Source organism: Microbispora sp. H10836 (assembly GCF_012999525.1).
Classification (GTDB): domain Bacteria; phylum Actinomycetota; class Actinomycetes; order Streptosporangiales; family Streptosporangiaceae; genus Microbispora.
In genome coordinates, this window is the sequence record NZ_JABBWU010000035.1 from 33183 (window position 1) to 58440 (window position 25258).

20 protein-coding genes and 1 pseudogene are annotated in these 25258 nt (G+C 72.1%); 11 read left to right on the plus strand and 10 right to left on the minus strand.

Translation table 11 applies throughout. The features are described from left to right. Window positions 1-18 precede the first annotated feature (18 nt). Window positions 19-1308, minus strand: a complete 1290-nt coding sequence (locus HHX30_RS43580; protein WP_169988890.1) for a glycosyltransferase family 4 protein — start codon at window positions 1306-1308, stop codon at window positions 19-21. A gap of 100 nt (window positions 1309-1408) precedes the next feature. Here HHX30_RS43580 and HHX30_RS38530 point away from each other — a divergent pair, with 100 nt between their 5' ends. Next, complete coding sequence (locus HHX30_RS38530; protein ID WP_311923025.1) at window positions 1409-2266, plus strand: AraC family transcriptional regulator; 858 nt, start codon at window positions 1409-1411, stop codon at window positions 2264-2266. Here the strand turns inward: HHX30_RS38530 and HHX30_RS38535 are convergent. After that, entirely contained in the window at window positions 2259-3140 is an 882-nt protein-coding gene (locus HHX30_RS38535) for an aldo/keto reductase (protein WP_169988891.1), read from the minus strand. The two genes, HHX30_RS38530 and HHX30_RS38535, sit on opposite strands and share 8 nt — an antisense overlap. 157 nt (window positions 3141-3297) lie before the next feature. Between HHX30_RS38535 and HHX30_RS38540 the strand changes: the two genes are divergently transcribed. Continuing rightward, window positions 3298-3984, plus strand: coding sequence for a TetR/AcrR family transcriptional regulator (locus HHX30_RS38540; protein ID WP_311923026.1), 687 nt, complete (start codon window positions 3298-3300; stop codon window positions 3982-3984). Window positions 3985-4204: 220 nt separating this feature from the next. Beyond that, window positions 4205-8248 (plus strand): hypothetical protein, encoded by a 4044-nt coding sequence (locus HHX30_RS38545; protein ID WP_169988892.1) that lies wholly within the window; start codon window positions 4205-4207, stop codon window positions 8246-8248. Between the two features lie 7 nt (window positions 8249-8255). On the opposite strand, the gene HHX30_RS38550 is transcribed toward HHX30_RS38545, so the two are convergent. Further along, entirely contained in the window at window positions 8256-9074 is an 819-nt protein-coding gene (locus tag HHX30_RS38550; RefSeq protein ID WP_169988893.1) for an AfsR/SARP family transcriptional regulator, read from the minus strand. Between the two features lie 119 nt (window positions 9075-9193). On the opposite strand from HHX30_RS38550, the gene HHX30_RS38555 reads away from it, so the two are divergent. Together HHX30_RS38555 and HHX30_RS38560 are read left to right on the plus strand one after the other, a co-directional pair. After that, a complete protein-coding gene (locus HHX30_RS38555) occupies window positions 9194-9829 on the plus strand; it encodes a helix-turn-helix transcriptional regulator (RefSeq protein ID WP_169988894.1) in 636 nt (211 codons plus the stop codon). Window positions 9830-9852: 23 nt separating this feature from the next. Further along, on the plus strand, window positions 9853-10290 hold the full coding sequence (locus HHX30_RS38560; protein ID WP_169988895.1) for a hypothetical protein: 438 nt from the start codon (window positions 9853-9855) through the stop codon (window positions 10288-10290). Window positions 10291-10386: 96 nt separating this feature from the next. On the opposite strand, the gene HHX30_RS38565 is transcribed toward HHX30_RS38560, so the two are convergent. After that, complete coding sequence (locus HHX30_RS38565; RefSeq protein WP_169988896.1) at window positions 10387-11142, minus strand: SDR family NAD(P)-dependent oxidoreductase; 756 nt, start codon at window positions 11140-11142, stop codon at window positions 10387-10389. Further along, window positions 11139-12044: an NAD(P)-dependent oxidoreductase gene (locus tag HHX30_RS38570; RefSeq protein WP_169988897.1), complete on the minus strand. Its 906-nt coding sequence runs from the start codon at window positions 12042-12044 to the stop codon at window positions 11139-11141. Before HHX30_RS38570 ends, HHX30_RS38565 begins: the two co-directional genes overlap by 4 nt. A gap of 200 nt (window positions 12045-12244) precedes the next feature. Between HHX30_RS38570 and HHX30_RS43920 the strand changes: the two are divergent. Together HHX30_RS43920 and HHX30_RS42340 are read left to right on the plus strand one after the other, a co-directional pair. Continuing rightward, window positions 12245-12619: pseudogene (locus HHX30_RS43920) on the plus strand (PhoD-like phosphatase N-terminal domain-containing protein); the annotation flags it as partial. 8 nt (window positions 12620-12627) lie between these two features. Beyond that, on the plus strand, window positions 12628-13659 hold the full coding sequence (locus tag HHX30_RS42340) for an alkaline phosphatase D family protein (RefSeq protein ID WP_311923027.1): 1032 nt from the start codon (window positions 12628-12630) through the stop codon (window positions 13657-13659). A 99-nt stretch (window positions 13660-13758) separates the two neighbouring features. Here the strand turns inward: HHX30_RS42340 and HHX30_RS38580 are convergent, their stop codons facing one another. Both HHX30_RS38580 and HHX30_RS38585 read right to left on the minus strand, forming a co-directional pair. Further along, on the minus strand, window positions 13759-15525 hold the full coding sequence (locus HHX30_RS38580) for a thiamine pyrophosphate-dependent enzyme (RefSeq protein WP_169988898.1): 1767 nt from the start codon (window positions 15523-15525) through the stop codon (window positions 13759-13761). A gap of 52 nt (window positions 15526-15577) precedes the next feature. Continuing rightward, window positions 15578-15787 (minus strand): hypothetical protein, encoded by a 210-nt coding sequence (locus HHX30_RS38585; RefSeq protein WP_169988899.1) that lies wholly within the window; start codon window positions 15785-15787, stop codon window positions 15578-15580. Between the two features lie 261 nt (window positions 15788-16048). Between HHX30_RS38585 and HHX30_RS38590 the strand changes: the two genes are divergently transcribed. The 3 genes from HHX30_RS38590 to HHX30_RS38595 are packed head-to-tail and all read left to right on the plus strand — an operon-like array spanning window position 16049 to window position 21067. Continuing rightward, window positions 16049-19219, plus strand: a complete 3171-nt coding sequence (locus HHX30_RS38590; protein ID WP_169988900.1) for an FAD-binding and (Fe-S)-binding domain-containing protein — start codon at window positions 16049-16051, stop codon at window positions 19217-19219. Further along, on the plus strand, window positions 19209-19664 hold the full coding sequence (locus tag HHX30_RS41075; protein ID WP_211593372.1) for a thiamine pyrophosphate-binding protein: 456 nt from the start codon (window positions 19209-19211) through the stop codon (window positions 19662-19664). Before HHX30_RS38590 ends, HHX30_RS41075 begins: the two co-directional genes overlap by 11 nt. Then, the gene (locus HHX30_RS38595) at window positions 19625-21067 is read left to right on the plus strand and encodes a thiamine pyrophosphate-dependent enzyme (RefSeq protein WP_211593374.1); all 1443 of its coding nucleotides are present in this window, start codon (window positions 19625-19627) and stop codon (window positions 21065-21067) included. The genes HHX30_RS41075 and HHX30_RS38595 overlap by 40 nt, the downstream gene beginning before the upstream one ends. A gap of 120 nt (window positions 21068-21187) precedes the next feature. On the opposite strand, the gene HHX30_RS38600 is transcribed toward HHX30_RS38595, so the two are convergent. The 3 genes from HHX30_RS38600 to HHX30_RS38610 form a co-directional block, all read right to left on the minus strand. Then, on the minus strand, window positions 21188-22228 hold the full coding sequence (locus tag HHX30_RS38600) for a PP2C family protein-serine/threonine phosphatase (RefSeq protein ID WP_169988901.1): 1041 nt from the start codon (window positions 22226-22228) through the stop codon (window positions 21188-21190). Between the two features lie 231 nt (window positions 22229-22459). Beyond that, window positions 22460-23113, minus strand: a complete 654-nt coding sequence (locus HHX30_RS38605) for a TrkA family potassium uptake protein (protein ID WP_249350911.1) — start codon at window positions 23111-23113, stop codon at window positions 22460-22462. Window position 23114: 1 nt separating this feature from the next. Further along, window positions 23115-24464 (minus strand): TrkH family potassium uptake protein, encoded by a 1350-nt coding sequence (locus HHX30_RS38610; protein ID WP_169988903.1) that lies wholly within the window; start codon window positions 24462-24464, stop codon window positions 23115-23117. A 251-nt stretch (window positions 24465-24715) separates the two neighbouring features. Here HHX30_RS38610 and HHX30_RS38615 point away from each other — a divergent pair, with 251 nt between their 5' ends. After that, entirely contained in the window at window positions 24716-25057 is a 342-nt protein-coding gene (locus HHX30_RS38615) for a PadR family transcriptional regulator (RefSeq protein WP_310742108.1), read from the plus strand. Window positions 25058-25258 lie beyond the last annotated feature (201 nt).

The following is a 25258-nucleotide window of genomic DNA, read 5'->3' on the forward strand; positions in this document are numbered from 1 at the left end:
GGGCCGCCGCGCGGCCTGTCAGCGCGCGAGCTGCCGGCGTGGCCGCGCCGCCTCGGCGTACGCCGCCAGGGTACGCGCGGCGGTGCGCGCCCAGCTGTAGCGCTCCCGCACGTATGCGGCGCCCCGCAGAGCGAGCCGGTCCGCCTCCGCGGCGTCGCCGAGGAGGCGCAGCAGAGCGCCGGCCAGCTCGGCGGGGTCGTCGCGCGCGCAGCGCAGCGCCCCGTCGCCGACGACCTCCGGCGAGTAGCCGGGCCCGGCCACCACCGGCCGGGCGAGCGCCATCGCCTCGACGGCGACCAGGCCGAACGGCTCGTAGACGGACGGGAAGACGCAGACGTCGGCGGCCAGGAAGTGCGCGAACACCTCGCCGGGCGGGATGAAGCGGTTGCCCGCGACGACGTGCGCGGTCGCCCCCGCCCGCTCGATCAGCCGGGCCACCGCCGCGGCGTCGTCGGTCTGCGGCGCCGCGGCGCCGACGAGCACGAACCGCGCGTCATCGTGCTCGGCGACGACCCGTGGCACCGCCCGGATCAGCGTGTGCACCCCCTTGTGCGGCGACGGGCGCCCGGCGAACACGACGAGCCGGCCCTGCCCGCCGGGCAGGTAGCGCCGCCGCACCTCCGCCCGGATCCGGTCGCGCTCGTGGCCCGGGAGCCCGGCCAGCCGCAGCAGGCCGGGGTCCTCGTAGCCGTGCGGCACGACGACCAGCCGCCCGGCCGGCCAGCCGCGGGCCGCGAGGTCGTCGCGCATGCGGGCGCTCGGCACCACGATCAGGCGTGCCGTCCGGGCCTGGGCCGTCTCCAGCACATCGAGGAGGACGGCGTACGCCGAGCGGCGCCGCTCTCCGGGCGCGTTCAGCTCGCGGGTGTGGACGTGGAACACGACCGGCAGCCGCCCCAGCGCCATGCACAGGAGCCCGGCGAGGCAGCCCATCCAGTCGTGCACGGCGACGACCGCCCCCGTCCGCCCCGCCTCCGCTCGCAGGATCCGGACGGCCGCCCGCACGTTGAACGCGAGCAGCCCGGCGACCCTGGCCAGGCGGCGCACCGGCGCGGGAACGCGGGAGCCGCCCCCGAGGCCGTACCCGGGGGTGGGCAGCCGGTGCAGTGTGACGTCGCCCCGGCGCTCCGCCCGGCAGGCCGAGCCCCGGCGGGCGGCCCCGAAGACCACGACCGGGGTGCCGCCGTCACGCAGGGCGTCCATGATCCGCTCGGCGTACCGGCCGAGCCCGCCGACCACGTCGGGCGGGACCTCCGAGCAGACGGCGTACACCCGGAGGCCGGGGGATGGGTGATCGTCGGTGGGCACGGCGCGAACCTAGTCCCTCACGCGGCGCGCGGCCAACACGCGCCCGGCCGGCGACCGGCGGGCCCGCGACGGCGGCCGCGAACGGCTGTAGTCTCGGCGCGTGCGGCACGAGTCACCGGACGCCGGCGGGGGCCTGCGCCGGCATCTGCCGGACGGCGGGACCCGGCCGGGCCATCGGCTGAGGTTCGGCTCCGGCGCGGCGGGCATCGAGCGGCTGGAGGCGTCGCTCGTCGGCGAGGGATTCGCCACCCACCGCCACGACACGTACGCGATCGGGATGACGCTGCGGGGCGTGCAGACGTTCCGCTACCGCGGCGAGCTGCGGCACTGTCTGCCGGGGGAGTGGCACGTCCTGCACCCCGACGAACCACACGACGGTGTGGCGGGCACCGACGAGGGGTTCGGCTACCGGATCATCTACCTCGATCCCTGCCTTGTGCAGGAGGCGCTGGGCGGGGGGCCGCTGCCGTTCGTCGCCGACCCCGTGATCGGGCGGCGTGAGGCCGACCCCGCGCTCGCCGCGTGCCTGCGGGACATCGACGAGCCGCTGGACGACGCCGAACGGCTGACGCTCACGCTGCGGGTCGTCCGCACGCTCGTGCGCCACTCCTCAGCGCGGCCGGGCGGGCGGCCCCGGCTGGCGCTGGAGGCGCTGACCCGCGTGCGCGACCTGATCGCCGACGACCCGGCGGTCAGGCATACGCTCGCCGAGTTCGAGCGGGTCTCGGGCCTGGACAGGTGGACGGTGGCGCGGCAGTTCCGCGTCGCGTTCGGCACCAGCCCGACCCGCTTCCGCACGATGCGGCAACTCGACCGGGCCCGCAGGCTGCTGCGCGACGGCGTGCCCCTGGCCGAGGCGGCCCAGCTCGCCGGCTTCGCCGACCAGGCGCACATGTCGCGCATGTTCAAGCGGGCCTACGGTCTCACGCCGGCCCGATGGACGGCCGCGCTCATGTGACCCGCGGGTCGCGTCCGCCCAGCTCGGCGAGGTCGTCGGCGGTGAGGCGGAGACCGGCGGCGCCGACGTTCTCGGTCAGGTGGCCGAGCGAGCCGGTTCCGGGGATGGGCAGTGTCACCGGTGAGGCGGCCAGCAGCCAGGCCAGGGCGACCTGCGCGGTGGTCGCCCGATGCCGGGCGGCGACGCTCGTGAGACGAGCGTGGTCGATCCGTTGCCCGCCTCCGCCGAGCGGAAAATACGGGACGTAGGCGATGCCCTCCCGCTCGCACGTCGCCAGGACGCCGGAGTCGCTCGTGTGGTGGACGTGGAAGTGGTTCTGCACCGCGGCGACCGGGGCGATGGACCGTGCCTCGGCGAGTTGGGCGGCGTCGACATTGCTGACGCCGAGGTGCCGGATCAGCCCTTCGCGGCGGAGCTCCGCGAGCGCGGCGAAGCGTTCGCCGATCGATTCGCCACCGGCCGGGCCCATACCGCCCACCCGCAGGTAGACCAGATCGAGGCGGTCCCGGCCGAGGCGGCGCAGGTCGTCCTCCACCAGAGCGCGCAGCCGATCGGGGCCGGCTTGGCCGGCGGGCGACATGTCGCCGGCGAAGAGCGGACCCACCTTGGTGGCGATCACCAGGTCGTCCGGATAGGGCGACAGCGCCTCCCGGATCAGTTCGTGCGCGTGCAGGTCGCCGAACCCGTAGAAGCCCGCTGTGTCGATGTGGTTCACGCCGAGCTCCACGGCGCGGCGCAGCACCGCGACGCCTGCCTCGGGGGAGCGCGCGGAGCCGCCGAGGGCGAGCCTCATCGCGCCGAAGCCGAGGCGGTTGACGCGCAGGTCGCCGCCCAGGAGGAAGTCGCCGCCGGCGGCGGCCGCAGTGATGCCCATGTTTCGCTCCTTGTCGTGAGACGCGCGGCCGAGGACCGCGTGATGCCGTCACTCCGATCGCAGGCGGGCCTTCCCGCCGGATCGGGGGCCTCAGACTATACAAAAAGTGCGCGCACGCAAGTTTGCGTGAACGCAACCAGTCTGCGACAGTAGGACTGTGACGGCAGGACGGACGGGGCTGCGCGAGCAGAAGAAGCAGGCCACCCGGCAGGCGTTGCGCGAGGCGGCGTTGCGGCTGGCTCTCGAACGCGGGCCGGACAACGTGCGGGTCGACGACATAGCCGACGCCGCCGGAGTCTCCCCGAGGACCTACAACAACTACTTCTCCAGCCGTGAACAGGCGATCGTCGCCGCTGTCACCGCCGAACGCGAGTCCCGGGTGGCGGCGGCGATCGCCGCCCGCCCGGACGGCGTCCGCCTGGCCGACGCCGTCGTCGACGCGATCGTGGAGCAGTACACCGACCCCGACGCACAGGACGGCGACGCGCTGCTGTTGATCACCACCCGTCCCGCGCTGCGCGAGGCGTTCGTCGATGCCGCCGCCGCGATCGAACACCCCCTCACCGACGCGATCGCCGGCCGCCTCGGCGACGCCGATCGGGACACCGCCCGCGTGCTCGCGGCGAGCGTCGCCGCCGCGGTCCGGGTCGCGGTCGACCGGTGGGTGGGAAGGACGGCCGCCGCGTCCCCCGTCGCCGGCGGGCTCGTCGTACCGTCCGGCTCGCTCCCCGACCTGCTCCGCGCTGCGCTCGCCCCGCTCGCCCCCGCCCTCGACGCGGCCGAACGGCGGGCGGCCCCCGCCCGGCACGACCCGGGGCGAATCCAGCCGGAGACTTTCGCCTAGAAGGCTCCCGCCAGCGAGATCCGCCGCCTTTCCGCGTTACTGACTCGGCCACCCATGGAGGTTGATCACGTCCAGGGCTGGTCCAGACGGCGACGCCGCCGTCGAACCCGAGCCCGGCGATGCCACTACCAGCCTGTACAGGTGGCGCCGCCCCGAGCCCGCCGGCCGCCGACGGGCGATGGCAAGGCCGTGTCAAGCCGGCGTGCCGATGCTCCCGAGTATGAGACACCCCCGGCGGTTGCTCCTCATCGGCGCCACGATCGCCGCCAGTCTGGCCACCCTGCTCACCCCTGCGACCCCCGCGCTGGCCGAGCCGCCCGCGCCCTCCCCGACCCCACCGCCGCAGCATTTCGAACCGTCGTCCGTCCAGCCGGAGAAACGCGACCGCGTGCTCGGCGCGAACTGGCAGAATTCGCGCGACCTTGCCGTCACCACGGCCGGTGACGCGACCGGGTTCCACGTGCTCACGGCGACGGCCGCCTCGGGCTACCAGTGGCGGACCGCCGCCACCCTCACCGAGCCCGGTATGGACACCGACCAGTGGATCGGCAACGCCTGCCTCACCGGGTCCGGCACCAGGATCGTGGCCGTCTACGCGCCGCGCCACTTCACCAACCGCGACTGGCTCTTCAGCCGGGGCGCCTTCGCCGCGATCATCGACGTCAAGACCGGCGCCGTCACCAAGCTCCGGGACCAGGTGACGCTCGCCTACTTCAACCCGGGCTGCGGCGCCGGCGACACGGTCACGCTCACCCAGGGCGTCAGCGAGCAGCGCGGCACCACCCGCCTGCTCACCGTCGACACCGCCGCCAAACGCGTGACCCGGGCCGTCGTGGTCAGCGGCCAGCTCACCTCGGCCGTCCCCGTCGGGGACACCGTGGTGGCGGCCGACGGCGCCCGGCTCGTCGAGGTGCGGGCCGGCGGCGAGCTCACCAAGCTCGCGGCCACCGACTCGGTGCCGTTCGACCTACGGGCGACCGCCGACGGCGGCGTGGCCTTCGCCACCCGCGACGGCGCGTCGGTCAAGGTCCGCCAGTATCTGGGCGGGACGACCCGCGAACTGGCGTCGGGCCGCCTGGGCGAGCTGACGGTCAAGTCGGGCACGAACGGCCGCGTCTTCCTCGTCGGCCGGGCCGACCGGAAGGCCGCCCTGCCGCAGGGCGTGTCGCTCCTGGACGCCCCGGCGGCGGCCGACGTCTCCTCCGAGGGCGGCCTCGCCGTCACGGCGGCGGCCCGGCGCGGCCTGCGCGCGGGCCCCGGCGCCCCGCCGCCCGCGGGACCGCCGGCCGCGACGATCCTGGGCGATGACAAACCCGGTGTCAGCCCCGACGTGCCCGACGCCGAGCCCGTCGACATCACCGCACAGGTCGTCACGACCAAGGCCGACGTCGGCTTCGAGGTGCAGCCGGGCGAGGATCTGCTCCCGGCGGCGGCCTCGGGACGCGCCACCAACCCCAAGCTGGCGCTGGCCCTCAAACTAGTGGGCCCCGCCGCGACCACCGCCGTCAACGGGACCGTCGACACCGGCTACCGGTGCGCCATCCCGCGTAACGACCCGTCGATCCAGGTGTACCAGCCGCACTGGCGGCAGGTGGAGTGGGCGGTCGACCAGCTCGTCTTCAAGAACCGGCTGACCGTGACCCGGCCGACCGGCTGGAAGGGCTCCGGGCTGCCCGCGTGGAACCCGCAGACCGAGTTCCCGGTCCCGGACCTGGAGGGCGGCGGGCGCATCCCGGTGTCGATCATGTTCGGCATCCTCGCGCAGGAGTCGAACCTCTGGCAGGCCCAGCGCAGCGTGCTGGAGGGCGAGACCGGCAACCCGCTGGTCGGCAACTTCTACGGCGTCAACATCTACGACTCCAACCCCGCCAACGACTGGGACGTCGACTTCACCAAGGCCGACTGCGGCTACGGCATCTCCCAGCAGACCGACAACATGCGCGGCGACGCGACCCTGTGGAGCGCGAACAAGCAGAAGCGGGTGGCGATCGACTACGTCACCAACATCGCGGCCGGCATGTCGACCCTGGCCGAGAAGTGGAACCAGATCCGGACCGACACCGACGGGCTGGCGAAGGTCAACGACGGTGACCCGGCGAAGATCGAGAACTGGTACCTGGCGGTGTGGGCGTACAACTCCGGCTGGCACGCCAAGGCCGAGGCCTGGAAGATCGACAACAACGGCACGCCGAACAACGGCGCCTGGGGGGTGGGCTGGCTGAACAACCCCGCCAACCCGTCCTACCGGCAGGACCGCCGTCCCTTCCTCGACAACAACAGCTACGCCGACGCGGCGCACCCGCAGGACTGGCCCTACCAGGAGAAGGTGCTGGGCTGGGCGGCGTGGCCGATCACCAAGACCTACTTCGACGCCGCCCAGAACAAGAACGTCTCCGAGGGCGGCTACAACTACGCGTGGTGGACCACCGAGGGCTACCGCACCATGATCGTGCCGACGGTCTCCAACACGGGGATCGTCGACAACAACGCCTTCTGCGCGCCCGGCAACGAGTGCCAGCCGCCGTCGTCGGGGAACGGGCGCGGCACCTGCCTGCGGTCCGACTCCAAGTGCTGGTGGCACTTCTCCAAGGAATGGAAGGATTGCGCGTCGGCGTGCGGGCATGAGGCGGCTCTCCGGTACGACTCGACCTGGGCCTCGACCGAGCGCGCCGAACCCACCGACCAATGGACGCCCTGCAAGACGCCCGGGCTGCCCGCCGTCGGCGGAGACACGACGAAGGTCCTCATCGTCGACGACGTGACAGTCCCGGCGGTGCGCGGCAACTGCGACAACAGCCAGTGGACCAACCGCGGCACCCTGTCCTTCACATTCGCCCAGGACTCCGCGGGCAGGGTCCCCGCCAGGGCCGACTTCCAGCAGCTCGGCAACGGGTTCGGCGGTCACGAGTGGTTCGGGTACACCCGCACCAGCGCCAGGAACGGCGGCGTCATGCAGGTGACCGGCACCTGGGAGCCGGAGGAGGACATCAACGGGTGGGCCCGTGTCCTGGTCCACATCCCGAAACGGCGCGCGGAGACCCAGCAGGCCCCCTACACCGTCGATCTGGGCAACGGCGCCACGGAGACCCGCTACCTGAACCAGAGCCGGGAGCAGAACCAGTGGTACAACCTCGGCGTCTTCCAGTTCGGCGGGAGACCGAAGGTGTCGCTCACCAACCTGAACGACGAGGGCGACGGCTCGGCCGCCATCGCCTGGGACGCGATCGCCTTCCAGGTGCTCGCGAAACGGCCCAAGCATTTCGTCGTCGCCATGGGCGACTCCATCACCTCGGGTGAAGGAGTCGGAAGCTACACCGCCGAGACCGACTTCGGCTACAAGACGCCGCGCTGGAACGCCTGCCGGCGCAGCAACGACGCCTGGATCAGGCAGACCGTCCTCCCGGGCGAGACCCAGACCGTCGGCCAGCTCGCCGACTCCTTCGACCCTCGGCTGGACTTCGCGTTCGTGGCGTGTTCCGGTGCCGAGTCGCGGGACGTGTTCGTGCCGCGGTACGCGTACATGGACGAGCCGATCGGCGACTGGTCTGACTATCGCGGTCGTGCGGAGGGCAGGTTCCGGGAGGCGGCCCAGATCGAGAGCGGCTTCCTGACCAAGAACACGACCCTGGTCGCCCTGTCGCTCGGAGCCAACGACGCCGACTGGTCCGGCGTCCTGACCGGCTGCTACCTGATCATCTGCAAAGCCGGCGGCAGCCCCTACGAGGACCAGCTCAGGGCTCGCATCACCGACGTGCTGAACACCAAGACGGAGTACAACCTCCCGGCCAACGTCGCCGACATCCTTCAGCAGATCGAGAGCAGGACGCACAACAAGGACGGCAACCGGGGGAAGAAGGCGAAGATCGTCCTCATGGGCTATCCGAACGTGGTCGGCGGCACCGTCTGCCAGCGCTTCGACCAGGACGAGATCGGAATGCTGCAACGGCTCGCCGACCATTTCGTCACCGAGGCGAAGAACACGGTGCGGGTGCTGCGGGACGCCGGGAACGAGGTGTCCTTCGCGGACTCCCTGCCGGCCTTCGCCGGTCACGGAGCGTGCGACGCCGACCCATGGGTCAACAAAGTGATCTTCACCAAGACCGGCCCCGGCGACTTCACCGACATCTGGGACGGCTGCATCGCCGACGGGGGCCGGTGCGCGAGCCGCTCTTCCCTGCACCCCACCAGGAGAGGCGCCCAGGAGTTCGCCACCGTGTTCAAGAACCACCTCGGCAGCCCTGAGGTGAACTACACCGGCTGGTAGCGGCTTGTCAGCCGGTCGCCGGCCACGACCAGCGCCGCGCGGACGCCCTCGACGGCTTGAAGTCGAGCGAGGGGTCCGCGCGGGCCATCCGGTCGTGCAGCTCGTGGAGCTCCCTGGTCGGTTCCAGGCCGAGTTCCCGCACGAAGTCGCCGCGAGCCCGGCGATACCCCGCCAGCGCGTCGGGCCTGCGGCCGTCGCGATAGAGAGCGATCATGTACGCCCGGATCAGCCGCTCCCTGAGCGGATGCAGCCGCACCAGATCGGCGAGGTCGGGCAGCAGCTCCCGGTGCCGCCCACACTCCAGCTCGGCCTCCGCGCGGGCCTCGATCGCGCCCAGCCGCAGCTCCTCCAGCCCGACCCCCAGCCGGTCACGCAGCCGATCGCTCGCGGCGTCGGCCAGCAGCGGACCCCGCCAGCAGGCCAGGGCGTCTTTCAGCAGCCGCGACCGGACCCCCGGCGCGGCCGACCGGCGGGCCTGCCCGACCAGGTCCCGGAACCGGTGGACGTCGACCGCGCCGACATCGGTCTGGGCCAGATAGCCGTCACCCTGGCGCAACAGCCGGAACCCCCGTGACCCCGTCCGCTTGGGGTCCAGCGTGCCGCGCAGCCGGGTGACGTGGCTGTGCAGGATGCCGCGGGCGTTGGCCGGCGGGCGGTCGTCCCACAGCAGCTCCAGCAACCGGCCCACCGGGACGACCCGTCCCGCGTCGAGCAGCAGCAGGCCGAGCAGGCAGCGCTGGGCGCGCCTGGCGACCGTGATCGTCGTGTCCCCGTGCCCCACTTCGACCGGCCCCAGAAGCCGGAACTCCCAACCCCGATTCGACATGACCACGAGCATCCGACGCCCCGGTATAGACGAGGTATACATGCAGGTGAGACCCCTTCCGCCGGTCACGATCGGCAGCGGCAAGGCCGTGTCAAGAAGGGCTGCCGAAGCTCTGTGTCGTGCTGCGAATTCATTTCACCGCCGACGACATCGCACGAACCCGCCTGGCGACCGCCCCGCGCGCAGACCACCACGATGACCTGATTCGCGCCAGCGTCGAGGCCGACGTCGCGGCCCGCGTCGGCGCGCTGCTCGCCGGGGGTGTCGAGGCGCTGCTAGGTAGCTTCGAACCGCTGATGCGCTGGCGTGCACCGGCGCTGGAAGTGCGCCACCCCGTCGATCACGACCTGCGCCTCCAGGGCCGGGGCCTGTGGCTGGTGCCGTCGTTCTTCAGGGGCGCGACGCCCCTGCCGCTCGCCGACCAGGACCTGCCACCGGTCCTGGTCTACCCGATCGCGCCCGAACACCGCCGGAACACGATCACCGACCCGGCGGACTCCCTCGCCGACCTCATGGGCGGCACCCGCGCCGCCGTCCTCGCCGCCCTCCGCGACAGTGCCTCCACGACGCAACTCGCCACCAGGCTCCACACCTCACTCGCCGCGATGAGCAGGCACACCAAGACCCTCAGGCAGGCGGGCCTCATCACTAGCACCCGGTGTGGTCCGGCCGTCCTGCACGGCCTCACGCCGCTGGGCCGCAGGCTCCTCGACGGACCCCTTTGCGTTACCGCGCAAAGGTCTTCTCCGAGGTAGGGCGCTGATCGACTCTTGCGGCTATGCGACTCACACGACCAATGATCTCGACGGCGATCGCGCTCCTCATCGGCATCTCCATCCCGCTGGTCGCCAGCCAGCCCGCGAACGCGGCGTGCGGAACCGTGAACAGCGCCAGCAGCTACTGGGGCTGGAACGGCACCTGGAGCACGCACGTGGTCGGCACCAACTGTTCCACCCGGTATGGACGCTTGGTCTGGGACACGAGCGACAGCTGCTGCAATCCGTGGTGGGTGAAGATCGAGCGGCAGCTGTGGGGCAGCTATGGCTGGCTGACCACGCACACGCAGACCAAGCGGGTGGAGTTCGGCAACTTCGGCACGCACAACACCGGGACCGTTCCGTCGGATCCCTCGCAGGGCAGCGAGCGGTTCCACGCCTGCTGGGGCATCGGCTCGACCACGCCCAGTTCCTGGACGTGCGGCGGCTGGGTCAGCTAGCGGGACGTCTCAGGTCAAGGCTCGGCCGCCGGTCGCGGCCGAGCCTTCTGCCTCTGTCTGAGGTACGGGGACAGGCGCTTCTCGGAAGGAGGCGTACTAGAGCCCGCCGTCGACGTTCAGCACGGCCCCGGTGACGTAGGACGCCCGGTCCGACAGCAGCCACGCGACCGCCTCGGCGATCTCCTCCGGCCTGCCGGGGCGTCCCATCGGGATCCGCGCCGCGACCCGCTGCGCCCGTCCCGGCTCACCCGCCCGGGCGTGGATCGTGGTGTCGACCGTCCCCGGAGAGACGGCGTTCACCCGGATGCCCGCCGGGGCGAGCTCCCGGGCCAGGCCCACGGTCAGCGTCTCGACCGCGGCCTTGGTCGCGGCGTAGGCGACGTACTCGTGCGGGGAACCGGTGCGCGCCGCGACGGAGGAGACGTTGACGATCACCGGGCCGGTCTCGGGCGCGGCCGTCCGGCTGGTCCAGCGCCGCGCCGCCTCCCGGCACAGCCGCACCGGCGCCATGAGGTTCACCTCGACGACCCTCCGCAGGTCGGCGTCGGTCAGCTCGGCGAACGGCCCGAGCCTGCCGGTCACCCCCGCGTTGTTCACCAGACCCGCGACGTCACCGGCGGACTCGGCCAGCTCGAACAGCCGCTCCGGCGCGTCCTCCTCGGTCACGTCGAGCCGTACGCCGTGGACGAGGGCGCCGCGACGGCCGAGGTCGTCCTCCAGCGCCTTGGCGTCGGCGTCGGAGTTCGAGTGCGTGAAGACGACACCGAAACCGTCCGCGCACAGCCGCTCGACCGTGCACCGGCCGATCCCGCGCGTCCCTCCGGTGACGACGACGATCGGTCGAGAGGTCATCCGCATGTCCTTTCTCCGTGTGCCCTGGCCTCGACGTGTGTCCTGGCCTCGATCGCGTGGACGACGGCGGCCATGTCCAGGTCGGCGTGGCCCAGCGCGACGGTCTCGCCGAACAGGGTGTGGCAGACGTCCAGCAGCGGCGAGGCGATGCCGGCCTCCCGCGCGGCCTCGGCGATGAGCCGGTTGTTCTTCAGCACGTCGGCGATGGCGGCCTGGGCGGCGAAGTCGCGCCCGGCCAGCTTGACCGCCTTCACCCGCGACACGTCGCTGGCCATCTGGCCCGAGTTGAGCACGTCCACGAGCAGCCCGAGGTCGAGCCCGTGGCGTTCGCCGAAATGCAGCGACTCCGCCAGGCCGGTGACCGTCGTGATCAGGAAGATGTTGACCGCGAGCTTCGTCAGCAGAGCCCTGGGCGCAGGCCCGCACGCCACCGTCTTGGCGCACATCGGCTTCAGCAGCGGGCGGACCTCCTCAACCGTCCCGGGCCGGCCGGCCAGCATCGCCACCAGCCGCCCCTGCTCGGCGGGCACCCGGGAGCCGGAGATCGGCGCCTCGGCGTAGCGGCCCCCGGCCGCGAGCACGTCGGCCTCCAGCCCGGCCGAGTAGCCGGGGGAGGTGGTGCCCATGTGGACCACGACCCGGTCCGCGACGTTGCGGGCGAAGCCGGGCGTGCCGCGCTCCAGCACCGCGTCGGCCGCGGCCTCGTCGGCCAGCATGAGGAGCACCACCCGCGACCGCCGGAACACCTCGGCCGCGCTGCCCGCCACGTCCGCGCCCGCGGCGCGCAGCGGCTCGCTCCTGGCGGCCGTGCGGTTCCACACCACGAGGGGGGTTCCCGCGCGGGCCAGGTTGAGGGCCATGGGCTGCCCCATGATCCCGAGACCGACGAAACCCACGTCCATCCGTTCGCCTCCCCGCACACGTCCCCGTGCCGACCCGGCGGCACGCCGGGGACCGTTGTAGCCCATGGCGTGGTGGCGGTCTTGAACGATTGTGCCCGTCCCGGCGCCCGCCCTGGAGTCGCCGTCCGGCGTCCGCGCCCGCGTACGTCGTCTCCGGCCGGCCCGAGCTGAGCCACGGCGTGCAGAGCGGCGACGCGACGGTGGACTCGGCGGTCGTCTGGGGCCGCGCGGACCGGCCGGGGCGGCTCGTCGTCGAGTACGGCACCCGTCCGGACCTGCGGAACGCGGAGACCGTCCGGGGACCCTGGCTCACTCCGGACACCGATCTGACCGGACGGGTGCGCCTGCGTGGACTGCCCGCGGGCCGGCGAATCCACTACCGCGTGCGAGTCGAGAACGAGCGCGGCGCGGCCGGCGAGGCCGTGAGCGGGTCGCTGGTCACCGCGCCGAGGGACGACCAGCGCCCCGACGTGCGATTCGTCTGGTCCGGAGACATCGTCGGGCAGGGCTGGGGGATCAACCCGGACATCGGCGGCATGACCATCTTCGAGGAGATGCGCCGCCTGGGCCCGGACTTCTTCCTGTGCAGCGGCGACACCGTCTACTCCGACGGGCCGCTCACCGCGACCGTGACGCTGCCGGACGGCCGGGTCTGGCGCAACGTCACGACCCCGGAGAAGTCGAAGCCGAGACGCTCGCCGAGTATCGCGGGCAGTTCGCGTACAACCTGCTCGACGCCAACTATCGTGCGTTCGCCGCCGAGGTGGCGCAGATCAACCAGTGGGACGACCACGAGGTCCGCAACAACTGGTACCCCGGCCAGATCCTCGACGACGCCCGTTACACCGAGAAGAACGTCGACGTGCTCGCCGCCCGTGCCCGGCAGGCGTTCCACGAGTGGGTGCCGATCGGCGACGACCGGGTCTACCGCACGCTGTCCTACGGCCGCCACCTCGACGTCTTCGTCCTGGACATGCGGACCTACAAGGACCTCAACGACGACAACCGCTACGCCGACCCGCGCCGCGGCCTGCTCGGCGACCGGCAGCGGCGCTGGCTGATCGACGGCCTGAGCAGGAGCCGCGCGACCTGGAAGGTCATCGCGGCCGACCTGCCGCTCGGCCTCGTGGTCCCCGACGGGGCCACGGCGCAGGAGGGAGTGGCCCAGGGCGACGCGGGCGCGCCGCTCGGGCGTGAGCTGGAGTTCGCCGAGGTGCTCCGCACGGCCCAGCGGCGCGGCGTGCGCGGGATCGTGTTCGTCACCGCCGACGTCCATTACACCGCCGCGCACAGCTACGACCCCGCCCGCGCGGCTTTCAAGGACTTCGACCCGTTCTGGGAGTTCGTCTCCGGTCCCCTCAACGCCGGCGCGTTCGGGCCCAACGTGCTCGACGGCACGTTCGGACCCCGCGCCGAGTTCGTGCACGCGCCGCCGCAGGCGAACGCATCCCCGATGGAGGGCTTCCAGCACTTCGGCGAGATCGAGATCGACGGCCCGAGCGGCGACTTGACGGTACGCCTGCGCGACGCCCGATCCGCGGTGCTGTGGAGTACGACGCTACGCCCCGAGCGCGGACCGAAGCAGAGCCTCGGCGCCGGCTCGCCGCACCGCTGACCGTCGCGCACGCCCGGAAGTCCTGCGCGAGGGCCGCTCCGGCACCGGCCGGAGCGGCCCTCGCACACGCTCCGCCGGCTCCGGAGGAGGGCGCGACCCTCAGGAAAGCAGCTCGTTGATCTTGTCGCGGGCCACCGTGGCGAGGACGCCGGCCTTGTGTGGCTGTCCGCGCAGGAACGCCTCGGTGAAGTGCTTGGCCTGCTCGTACTTGACCCTGCCCGGCATGGGCGGCTCGTTGGGATTGACGTCGCAGTCGACCAGTGCCGGGCCGTCGTGCGCCAGCGCCTCGCGGATCGCGCCCGGCAGGTCCACCGGATCCTTGATCTTCGCGCCGTACGCCCCACAGGCGCGGGCCCAGGCGGAGAAGTCGGCCTCCGGCTGCCGGTGCCGCACGGCGTACTCGGGATAGCCGAGGATGATCTGCTCCCACAGGATCTGCCCGTAGCTGTTGTTGTTGTTGACCACGACCTTGATGGGCAGCTCGTGCCGTACGGCGGTGAGGAAGTCGGCCATGAGCATGGCGAAGCCCCCGTCGCCCACGAAGGCGATCACCTGCCGGCCGGGGAAGGCGTGCTGCATCCCGACGGCGTACGGCAGGCCCGGGGCCATCGTGGCGAGGTTGCCCGACAGGTAGAACTCCCGCCCGCCGCGGATCGTCCAGTGCCGCGCGGCCCACGTCGCGATGGTCCCGGAGTCGCAGGTCAGGATGGCGTCGTCGGCGGCGGCGTCGTCGACGCAGCCCATGAGGTACTGCGGCGCGATGGGGTGGCGTGAGGGGTCCTGCAGCGCCTTCATGTCCTCGCGCCAGGCGTCCATCTTGCGCTGGTACTTCTCCAGGAACGACCGGTCCTTCGACGGTTCGAGCAGGGGCAGCAGCGCCTGGAGGGCGAGCCTGGCATCGGCGGTGACCGGCGCCTGGGTCGGCCGGCGGATGCCGAGCAGGGTGGGGTCGGCGTCGATCTGCACCACCCGGGCCTGCCCGTCGGGCGGCAGGTACTTCCCGTAGGGGAAGGACGTGCCGACCATGAGCAGCGTGTCGCACTCCTCCATGAGCTCCTCGCTCGGCGCGGTGCCGAGCAGCCCGAGCCCGCCCGTGGTGAGCGGGTGGTCGTCGGGCACCACGAACTTGCCGGGCAGGCTCTTGACGATCGGGCTCGCCAGCCTGTCCGCGACCGCCAGCACCTCCTCGCGGGCGTGCCGGGCTCCGACGCCGACGAGCATGGCGATCCGCTCGCCCTGCCGCAGCACCTCGGCCGCCCTGGTCAGGTCCTCCTCGACGGGGCGCAGGGGCAGGCTGGAGCAGGTCGGCAGGCTCGCGGGCGGGTTGCCCGGCCCGATGTGGCGGTACGGGTCCTCGCTCGCGGGCGCCACCTGGATGTCGTTGGGGAAGGTCAGATGCGACACCGTCCGCCTGGTCAGCGCGTTGCGCACCGCGAGGTCGACCACCCCGGGCATCTGCTGCGGATTGGTGACCATCAGGTTGTAGGCGGCGAGGTCCTGGTAGAGACGGTCGAGATGGACCTCCTGCTGGTAGTGGGTGCCCAGCACCGAGGTCTCCTGCATGCCGGTCAGGGCCAGCACGGGCACGTGGTCGAGCTTGGCGTCGTACAACCCGTTGAGCAGGTGGATCGCGCCCGGCCCGGAGGTCGCGGCGCACACGCCGAGACGGCCGGTCGCCTTCGCGTAGCCGGTCGCCATGAACGCGGCCGCCTCCTCGTGGTGCACCAGGATGAACCGCAGCCTGTCCCGGTGCCGGCGGAAGCCCTCCATCAGGCCGTTGATCCCGTCTCCCGGGAGCCCGAAGATCGTGTCGACCCCCCACTCCACCAGCCGCCGGGCCAGGCTCTCACCCACGATCTCGGTCATGTCCGCCTCCGGATAGCAAATGAGCCGTACGGGAACGCGGCGTCCGCGACCCTCAGCGCGTCGCGGCCCGGTGACCGTGCCGCCAGCCAAGGGCGTAGGCGGCGGCGAGGCAGGCGGCGACGGCGAGCGGCTTCGGAGACGACACGGCCGACTTCGCCTGCTTCAGGGCGCCCTTCGGGTCGGCCACGGCGCCCGCGACGCTGCCGATCGCCGACGCCACGGTGTCACCCGCGTTCTTCACCGCGTTGCTCTGCACGTTCATGATCGACTCCGGCATCGAACGGCTCGCCCGGGGTGCCCTTCCCGCCCCCCGTACGCGTAAACGAAACGGCAGGTCATGGGGGCTTTGTCCGCGGCAGACCCGAACATCGCACGGCCCGCATGGGCGAATCCCCGCCGTGCTGTTACCCACCCCCGTGGTCCTGCCCGCGCTCGGCGGGAAGGGTCGCGCGAGAGGCCGCCGCAGACGCCGCTGTCAGCCATACGCGTCCGGCGGGCCGGCGAGATCCGCGAGGAGGCGGACATGACCCGTGTCTTCCCGAGACCGGAGCCGCCGGCGCCGCCCCGCGCGGGGCCGGGGGCGGCAGAGGCCAGGAACCCGCCGCTGCCCCCGTACGCCGAGGAGTTGCGCGACCGGCTCGCCGAGGCCGTCGCGGGCGAGGTGAGGTTCGGCGGCGGCGACCGGGCCATGTACGCCTATGACGCGTCCGTCTACCGGCAGGTGCCGGTCGGCGTGGTGACGCCCAGGGACGCCGCGGACGTCGAGGCCGCGCTGGAGGTGTGCCGTCGTTTCGGCGCTCCCGTGCTCGCCCGCGGCTGCGGCACCTCGCTGACCGGGCAGACCGTCAACGGGGCCGTGGTGTTCGACTTCACCCGCCACATGGACCGCATCGCCGAGCTCACCCCCATGCGCCGTACGGCGCGGGTGCAGCCCGGCGTCATCTGCGACCGGCTCAGGGACGCCGCCGCGCCGTACGGCCTGACCTTCGGCCCGGACCCCGCGACCCACGACCACGCGACGATCGGCGGCATGGCCGGCAACAACTCCTGCGGCACCCACTCGGTGACGGCGGGCAAAACGGTCGACAACATCGAGGACCTGGAGGTCGTCACCTACGACGGCACCCGCATGCGGGTCGGCGCCACCGGCGAGGACGAGCTGGAGTGCGTCATCGCGGCCGGTGGGCGGCGCGGCGCGATCTACGCCGGGCTGCGCCACATCCGCGACACCTACGCCGACGTGATCCGCCGGGGCCTGCCCGACATCCCCCGCCGGGTGTCCGGCTACAACCTCGACGCGCTGCTTCCCGAGAACGGCTTCCACGTCGCGCGGGCGCTCGTGGGCTCGGAGGGCACGCTGGCGCTGACCCTCGACGCGACCTGCCGGCTGGTGCGGCTGCCGCCCCGCCGCGCGCTCGTCGTGCTCGGCTACCCCGACATCCCCTCCTCCGGAGACGACGTGCCCTGGCTGCTGCGGTTCGGGGCGATCGGGCTGGAGTTCACCAGCCGCCACGTCGTGACCAACCTCCAGGCCAAGGGCTTCCGCTTCGGCGGGGAGAACCTGCTGCCTTCCGGCCGGGCGTGGCTGCTCGTGGAGTTCGGTGGCGAGACGCAGCGCGAGGCCGACGCGCGGGCCGCGCGGCTGGTCCGCGCCGTCCGGATGCGCCCGCACGGTCCGAGCTGCAGGTTCTACGACGACCCGGCCGACGAGAGCGCGGTGTGGGAGATCCGGCGCCACTCGGCGGGCACCGCTCGCATGCCCGTCGGGCTCGGTGGCCACGGCGGCTGGCCCAACTGGGAGGACGCCGCCGTCCACCCCGACGTCCTCGGGCCCTACCTGCGCGACTTCCTGCGCCTGCTCGACCGGTACGGCTACGACGCCGTCTTCTACGGCCACTGGGGCCAGGGATGCGTGCACAGCCGCATCGACTTCGACCTGCGCAGCCTCGACGGCGTCCGGGCCTTCCGGAGGTTCATGGAGGAGGCCGCCGACCTCGTCGTCGCGTACGGCGGATCGCTGTCGGGGGAGCACGGCGACGGGCACGGGCGGGCCGAGCTGTGGCCGCGCATGTTCCCGCCCGAGCTGATGCGGGCCTTCGAGGAGTTCAAGCGCGTCTGGGACCCCGACGGCCGGATGAACCCCCACAAGCTGATCGACCCCTACCCGCTGGACGCGCACCTGCGTGAGGGGCCGGCGTACCGTCCGCTCGACCTGGAGCACGTCTTCGGCTACCCGCTCGACGGCGGCAGCTTCACCGAGGCGGCCGGCCGCTGCTTCGGCGTGGGCAAGTGCCGTCACCTGTCCGGCGGGGTGATGTGCCCGAGCTTCATGGTCACCCGCGAGGAGAAGCACTCCACCCGGGGCCGGGCCCGGCTGCTGCAGGAGATGGCCGAGAGCGCGGGGCCGGTCGGAGACCGCTGGCGCAGCGAGGCCGTGCACGAGGCCCTCGACCTCTGCCTGGCCTGCAAGGGGTGCAAGAGCGACTGCCCCGTGAAGGTGGACATGGCCACCTACAAGGCCGAGTTCCTCCACCACTACTACGCCGGCAGGCCGCGGCCCCGGCAGGCGTACGCGCTGGGGCTCGTCGACGTGTGGGCCCGGCTGGCCTCGCGCGTCCCGCGCCTGGCCAACGCCGTCACCCACGCGCCGGCGCTCGGGCGGCTGGTCAAGCTGGCCGCCGGGATCGCCGTGGAGCGCGACACGCCGCGCTTCGCGCCCCGCACGTTCCGCCGCGTCATGGCCACGCACGTGCCGCGCAACCCGGGAGGGCCGCCGGTCCTGCTGTGGCCGGACACCTTCACCGAGCACTTCCAGCCGGAGGTGGGGGTCGCGGCCGTGGACGTCCTGGAGGCCGCCGGGTTCCGCGTCATCTTGCCCGAGGGCCCGCTGTGCTGCGGTCGCCCGCTGTACGACTACGGGATGCTCACGCTCGCGCGGCGCTACCTGCGCCGGGTGCTGGACGCGGTCGGCCCGCACGTCGAGGCGGGGATCCCGGTGGTCGGCCTGGAGCCGAGCTGCCTGGCCGTCTTCCGCGACGAGCTGACCAACCTGCTGCCCGACGACCTCGACGCGGGGCGGCTGCGCGCCAACAGCTACCTGTTGTCGGAGTTCCTCACCCGGCACGCGCCGGGCTGGCCGCGGCCCCGGCTGCGGCGCGAGGCGCTCGTCCAGGTGCACTGTCACCACCACGCGGTGATGGGATTCGAGGCCGAGCGGGCGCTGCTGCGCGACATGGGGCTGGACGTGGAGATCCCGGACTCCGGCTGCTGCGGCATGGCCGGCGGCTTCGGGTACGAGGCCGGCGAGCACTACGCGGTGTCGATGGCGGCGGGGGAGCGGGTGCTGCTTCCGAAGGTGCGCGCCGCCGGCCCCGGCACGCTGATCGTCGCCGACGGGTTCAGCTGCCGCGGGCAGATCACCGCCGGGACCGGCCGCAGGCCTCTGCACCTGGCTCAGGTGCTCGCGCTCGCGATCCGCGAGGGCGAGTCCGGGCCGGCCGGCCACGCCGTCGACAGCGCCGCCGACAGCGCCCTCGACAGCGCCATCGTGCAGGCCGGAGACGGAGCCGGCGGACGTGGGGGCCCGCGCGCGGCAGCCGCCGTCGGCGTGGGGGCCGCCGTCGCCGTCGCGGCGGCACTCGCCGCCAGACGGCGCGTACGCTTCTCACCGAGGGAGACCCATCATGAGCGATGAGTTCACCGCCGCGGACGTCCTCGTCGACCGGCTGATCCAGTGGGGGGTGGACGTCGTCTTCGGCCTGCCGGGCGACGGCATCAACGGCTTCATGGACGCCCTGCACAACCGCAGGCGGGACCTGCGCTACATCCACTGCCGCCACGAGGAGGTGGCCGCGATGGCGGCGGTCGGCTACGCCAAGTTCACCGGGCGGCTCGGCGTGTGCTTCGCGACCTCGGGTCCCGGCGCGGCGCACCTGCTCAACGGGCTGCTCGACGCGCGGACCGACCAGGCGCCGCTCCTGGCCATCAGCGGCATGACCTACCACGACCTCGTCGGGACCAGCTACCTCCAGGACGTCAACACCGACTACATGTTCGACGACGTGGCGCTGTACAACCAGCGCATCATGGGACCACGCACGTGGTCAACGTCACCGACTACGCCGTGCGCACGGCGCTGACCCAGCGCGGCCCGGTCCACCTCACTTTCCCGATCGACTACCAGGCGGCCCCGGCCGGCTCGGGCAGCCGCTTCCGGCGCAACGTCGAGGGCCACACCTCCACCGCGTACCGGCCGCCGATCCGGGTGCCGCGCCGGCAGGACCTCGACGCGGCCGCGCAGGCGCTGTCGGGGCGCAGCAGGCCGCTCATCCTCGCCGGGGCGGGCGCCCGCGGCGCGGTGGACGAACTCGAGGCGGTCGCGGAGAAGCTCGGCGCGCCGATCGTCAAGGCCCAGCTCGGCAAGGACTGCGTGCCCGACGACAGCCCCTACACCACGGGGCCCATCGGCCTGGTCGGCAGCCGCCCGAGCGAGGAAGCGATGGAGGAGTGCGACGCGCTGCTGATCGTCGGCTCCACCATGCCGTACATCGAGTACTACCCCGCGCCCGGGCAGGCCGTGGGCGTGCAGATCGACGACAGGCCGGAACGGCTCGGCCTGCGCTACCCGGTGGACGTGCCGCTGGCCGGCGACGCGTGGGCCACCCTCGCCGAGCTCCTGCCACTGCTGACCCGCAACGAGGACAGGTCGTTCCTGACCAGAGCCCAGCAGGGGATGCGCGAGTGGTGGCGGCTCATGGAGGAGCGCGGCACGCGCACCGACATGCCGATGAAGCCACAGGTGCCCGCCTGGGCGCTCAACGGCGCGCTCACGCCGGACGCCATCGTGTGCGGCGACTCGGGCACGGTCACGAGCTGGGCGGCCCGGCAAATCAAGATCCGCCGGGGGCAGATGTTCAGCTTCTCCGGCACGAACCGCTCGATGGCGGCGGCCCTGCCGTACGCCATCGGCGCGCAGGTCGCCTACCCGGGACGGCAGGTCGTCGCCTTCACCGGGGACGGGTCGCTGACGATGCAACTCGGCGACTTCCTCACCGCCGTGCAGCACGACCTGCCCATCAAGATCGTGGTGGCGAAGAACAACTCTCTCGGACTGATCAAGTGGGAGCAGATGGTGTTCCTCGGCAATCCCGAGTACGGCGTCAACCTCGCCCCCATCGACTTCGTCCAGTTCGCCGAAGCGTGCGGAGCCCGGGGGATGTGCATCACGGACCCGAGAACCTGCGCCGACCAGATGTACGAGGCGCTCTCCTGGGACGGGCCGGTCATCGTCGAATGCCTGGTCGACCAGCACGAGCCGCCGCTGCCGGCGAAGGTGAAGAGCCACCAGGTGCAGAAGCTGACCGAGGCGCTGGTCCAGGGCACGCCGAACCGCAACCGCATCGCCCTGCAGATGGTCAAGGACATGCTGGACGAGTCGAGCTTCGCGGCCAGTCCGGCGCACGCCGTGCCCCGCAGGGTCGGGCAGGCCGCGGCCACGCTGGTGGGCAGGCTCCGCGACCGCGCCAGAGGCGAGCATCCCTAGTAGGGGCCGCGGCCCGGCCGGGTGCCGGGCTCATCGGGGAGGCCGGGCTTATCCAGGGTGCCGGGCTTATCCAGGGTGCCGGGCTTATCCAGGGTGCCGGGCTTATCCAGGGTGCCGGGCTCATCCAGGGTGGCGGTGCAGCAGGAGCATGGCGGCGTCGTCGGGGACCGGGCCGCCGACGTGGCGCAGCAGGTCGGCGCGCAGTCCGTCGAGGGCCGCCTGGGGATCGGCGCCGCGCAGCAGGTGCGCCCGCTCCTTGAGGGGGTAGAAGCGGCCCTCCCGGTTCCGGGCCTCGACCACGCCGTCGGTGTAGAACAAGATCTGGTCGCCCTCCCCGAAGGGCACCCGGTGGGGCTTCGGGCGCGGCGAGCCGAGCATGCCGAGCCCGAGCGGGAGGGCCTCCTCCTGCGGCTCCGCGAATTGGACACCGCCGTCGTGCCGCAGCACGAGGGGAGCCGGGTGGCCGCAGTTCAGCAGCGAGATCTCCCCGTCGTGGACCTGCGCGACGATGGCGGTGACGAACTTCTCGCCGCTCAGGTGCCGGGCCAGGCTGGTCTCCACGCGCTCGACCACGCCGGCGAGTTCGGACTGGTCGTAGGCCGCCTCGCGGAAGGCGCCGAGCACCCACGCCGCGGTCTCCACCGCCTCCAGGCCCTTGCCCTGCACGTCGCCGACGAGGATGCGTACGCCGTCGGGGGTGGTGACGACCTCGTAGAGGTCCCCGCCGATCTGGGCCTCGGCGGCGGCGGAGGTGTAGGAGAGCGCGACCCGGAGGTCGCCGGCGCGGCGGGGGACGGGGCGCAGCAGCACTCGCTGGGCCGCCTCGGCGACCAGGCGGACGTCGGCCAGCTCGCGCTCCCGCCGGTTCCTGAGCCTGCTGGCGAGCATGCTCGCGGCGGTGACGCCGATGATGGCCGCGATGGTGAGGTTGTTCTGCGGTCTGCCGAGGAGACCGTCGTAGACGGCGAGGGGGAGGCAGATGCCCAGGGCCAGCACCCCCACCAGGACGGTGCGCCGCACGCCGCCCGCGACCGAGGCGAAGGCCGGACCGAGGGTGAGGAGCGGCAGGAAGCCCACACCGGGGCCCGTTATCAGGTCGACGACGACGACCAGGAGAATCGCGATGAACGGCAACGCGCGCAGGATGCTCTGGGAACTCATCGCGACTCCATTGCCGGCCCCCACGTCAGCACATGATTCCTTTCCTGATGGGTTTACTCCTTCCCGTCTTGCGATCGGGGCACTCCCCGTCGTCCGCGACGGATGGCACGATTTGGGGCCGGTCCGGTCAAGTCGCGGCGCGCCCCACCTGATCACAACGAGTAGTGACGTTACTCGAATTCGTGACGTGATGGCCGGTGAAGCCGGATATTCGGCCTTCCCGTCACCCCGTCACGGCAGTTCCGCGAAACGTTCGACCTGGTCCGTACGCCCGGACACGATGATCACGTCACCGTAGCCGAGTTCGGTCTCCGCGGTGGCGTAGGTGAACTCCTCGCCCGGCCGCTTGACCGCCACCACCGTCACGCCGTACTTGCGGCGCAGGCTCGACTCGCCGAGGGGGACCCCGACGTACTCCTTGGGCGGAAGGGTCTTGACCAGGGCGAAGTTCTCGTCGACCTCCATGTAGTCGAGCATGCGGCCGCTCACCAGGTGGGCCACGCGCTCGCCCATGTCGTGCTCGGGGAAGACCACGTGCTGGACGCCGATCCGGCTGAGGATGCGGCCGTGCTGACGGCTGACGGCCTTGGCCCAGATGTCGTCGATCTCCATCTCCACCAGCAGTGACGAGGTGAGGATGCTCGCCTCCAGGTCGCTGCCGATGGCGCACACCGCCCGGTAGAAGTCCGGCAGGCCGAGCTGACGCAGCGCCTCGGGATCGGTGGCGTCGGCGGTGGCGATGTGGGTGATCTGGCCCGCGAGACTCTGCACCACCTTCGGGCGATGGTCGATGGCCAGCACTTCGGTGCCGCGCCGCACCAGCTCCAGGGCGAGCGAGGTGCCGAAGCGGCCGAGACCGATCACCGCGACGGGGTCGTTTCTCATGTCAGCCAACGATGACGTCCTCCTCAGGTAATTCATAGCGGCGGCCGCGCTCCTTGAGCGCCAGTGCGGAACCCAGTGTGAGCGGGCCGATCCGGCCGACGAACATCAGCAGGGTGAGCAGCACCTGCGCGGCGGGAGAGGCTTCGGGGGCGACGCTGACGGACAGTCCGGTCGTGCTGAAGGCGGAGACGACCTCGAACAGTACCCGGTCGAGGGAGTGCGGTGTCAGCACCAGCAGGACGTAGGTGAAGAGCGCGACCAGGCTCACGCTCAGCACGGTGAGCGAGACCGCCTGCCGCTGCGCCGCCTCGGTGAGGCGGCGGTGACCGATGTTCACCCGGCTCTCGCCGCGCAGTTCCGCCCAGACGATGAACGCGAGCAGGCCCAGGGTGGTGACCTTGATACCGCCCGCGGTGCCCGCGCTGCCGCCGCCGACGAACATCAGCAGCTCGGTGACCAGCCAGCTGGAGGGGTGCATCTGTGCGATGTCGATGCTGTTGAACCCGGCGCTGCGCGGCATGACGGCGGTGAAGAAGGAGGCGAGCAGCTTGCCGTTGCCGTCCATGCCGCCGAGCGTGCTGGGATTGGTCCATTCCGTGACGAGGAAGACCAGCGTGCCCCCGGCCAGCAGGACGGTGGTGACCGCGAGCGTGATGCGGGTGAGCAGCGACCAGCGTCCTGGGCGGCGCCAGGACCGGCGCAGCTCGAACACCACCGGGTAGCCGAGCCCGCCCACGATCACCGCCGTCGCGACGGTCAGGCAGATCCACGGATCCGCGGTGAACCTGACCAGGCTGTCGGGCCAGAGCGCGAAACCGGCGTTGTTGAACGACGAGACCGCGTGGAACATGCCCAGGTACAGGCCGCGCCCGACGGGCTCGCCGTATCCGAGCACGAACCTGAGCGTGAGGACGGTCCCCACGACGGCCTCGCAGAGCAGGTTGAACACGACGACCTTGCCCACCACGCGCCGCAGGTCGCCGGCGTTGAGCACCTTGGCCTCGGCCTGTGCGGACAGCCGGGCGCGCAGGCCCAGCTTCCGGGAGACGAGCAGGGTGAAGACGGTCGCGAGGGTCATGATGCCGAGACCGCCCACCTGGATCAGGACGGCGATGACCACCTCGCCGAACGCCGACCAGTGCGTGGCCGTGTCGACGACCGTGAGCCCGTTCACGCACACCGCCGAGGTCGCGGTGAACAGGGCGGTGATCCAGCCCGCGGGCTCGCCCGAGGCCGTGGCCATCGGACTGGACAGCAGGGTGGTCCCCAGGAGGATCGTCACCCCGAACACCGTCGTGATGACCTGCGCAGGATGGTGGAAGCGCCCCAGCGCGGCCCAGAACAGTCTCATGGCCGTCGCTCCGCGCTCTCGCGGCCGTCCCCGCGGCCACGAGCGCGTTCGTCGCCGGCGCAGTGCCGGACTGCTGTCCTGCGAATCACCGGAAACCTCCGTACGGGCGATGCGACGACGTCGCCGACCCGACTTCCCGGCACACCGCGGCCTACCGTAACAGCACATTACGGGTCAGGCACATCAGGGTTCGCCACCCCGACGATGCTCGGAGCGCGCCAATATCATGCCTCCCGATATATAGTGGCAACGTGACAGCAGCACGGACGATGACGGAGCCCGCCTTTCTCGTTCTCACCGCACTGGTCGACGAGCCGCGGCACGGCTACGGCATCGCGCAGGAGGTCGAGCGGCTCTCCGGGGGACGCGTCCAGCTCAAGATCGGCACCCTGTACGGCGTGCTGGACCGGCTCGCGGCCGACGGATTCGTGGAGGCGGACCGCGAGGAGGTGCGGCAGGGACGGCTGCGCCGCTACTACCGCCTGACCGACGAGGGGGCGCGGGCGCTGGAGGAGGAAGCCGTACGGCTGGCCGACAACGCGCGCCGCGCCGTCGAGCGGCTGCGGCTCAGGCAGGCGGGAGGTCTGGCATGAGCGAGCGAAGCGAGCGAATCAGCGGGCACGGTGCGTTGCGATCAGGCGACCCCGAGCCGCGAGGCGAGGGGGGTGGCATGAGTAGCCCTGTGTCAAGCCGCCGCCTGTTGATCTTGTCTGAGCAGGGCCTGGAGGGCTCCGTGCTTGGCGGGGTCGTAGGCGACGCCGTCCTGCCAGCAGTGCCAGATCACATACAGCCAG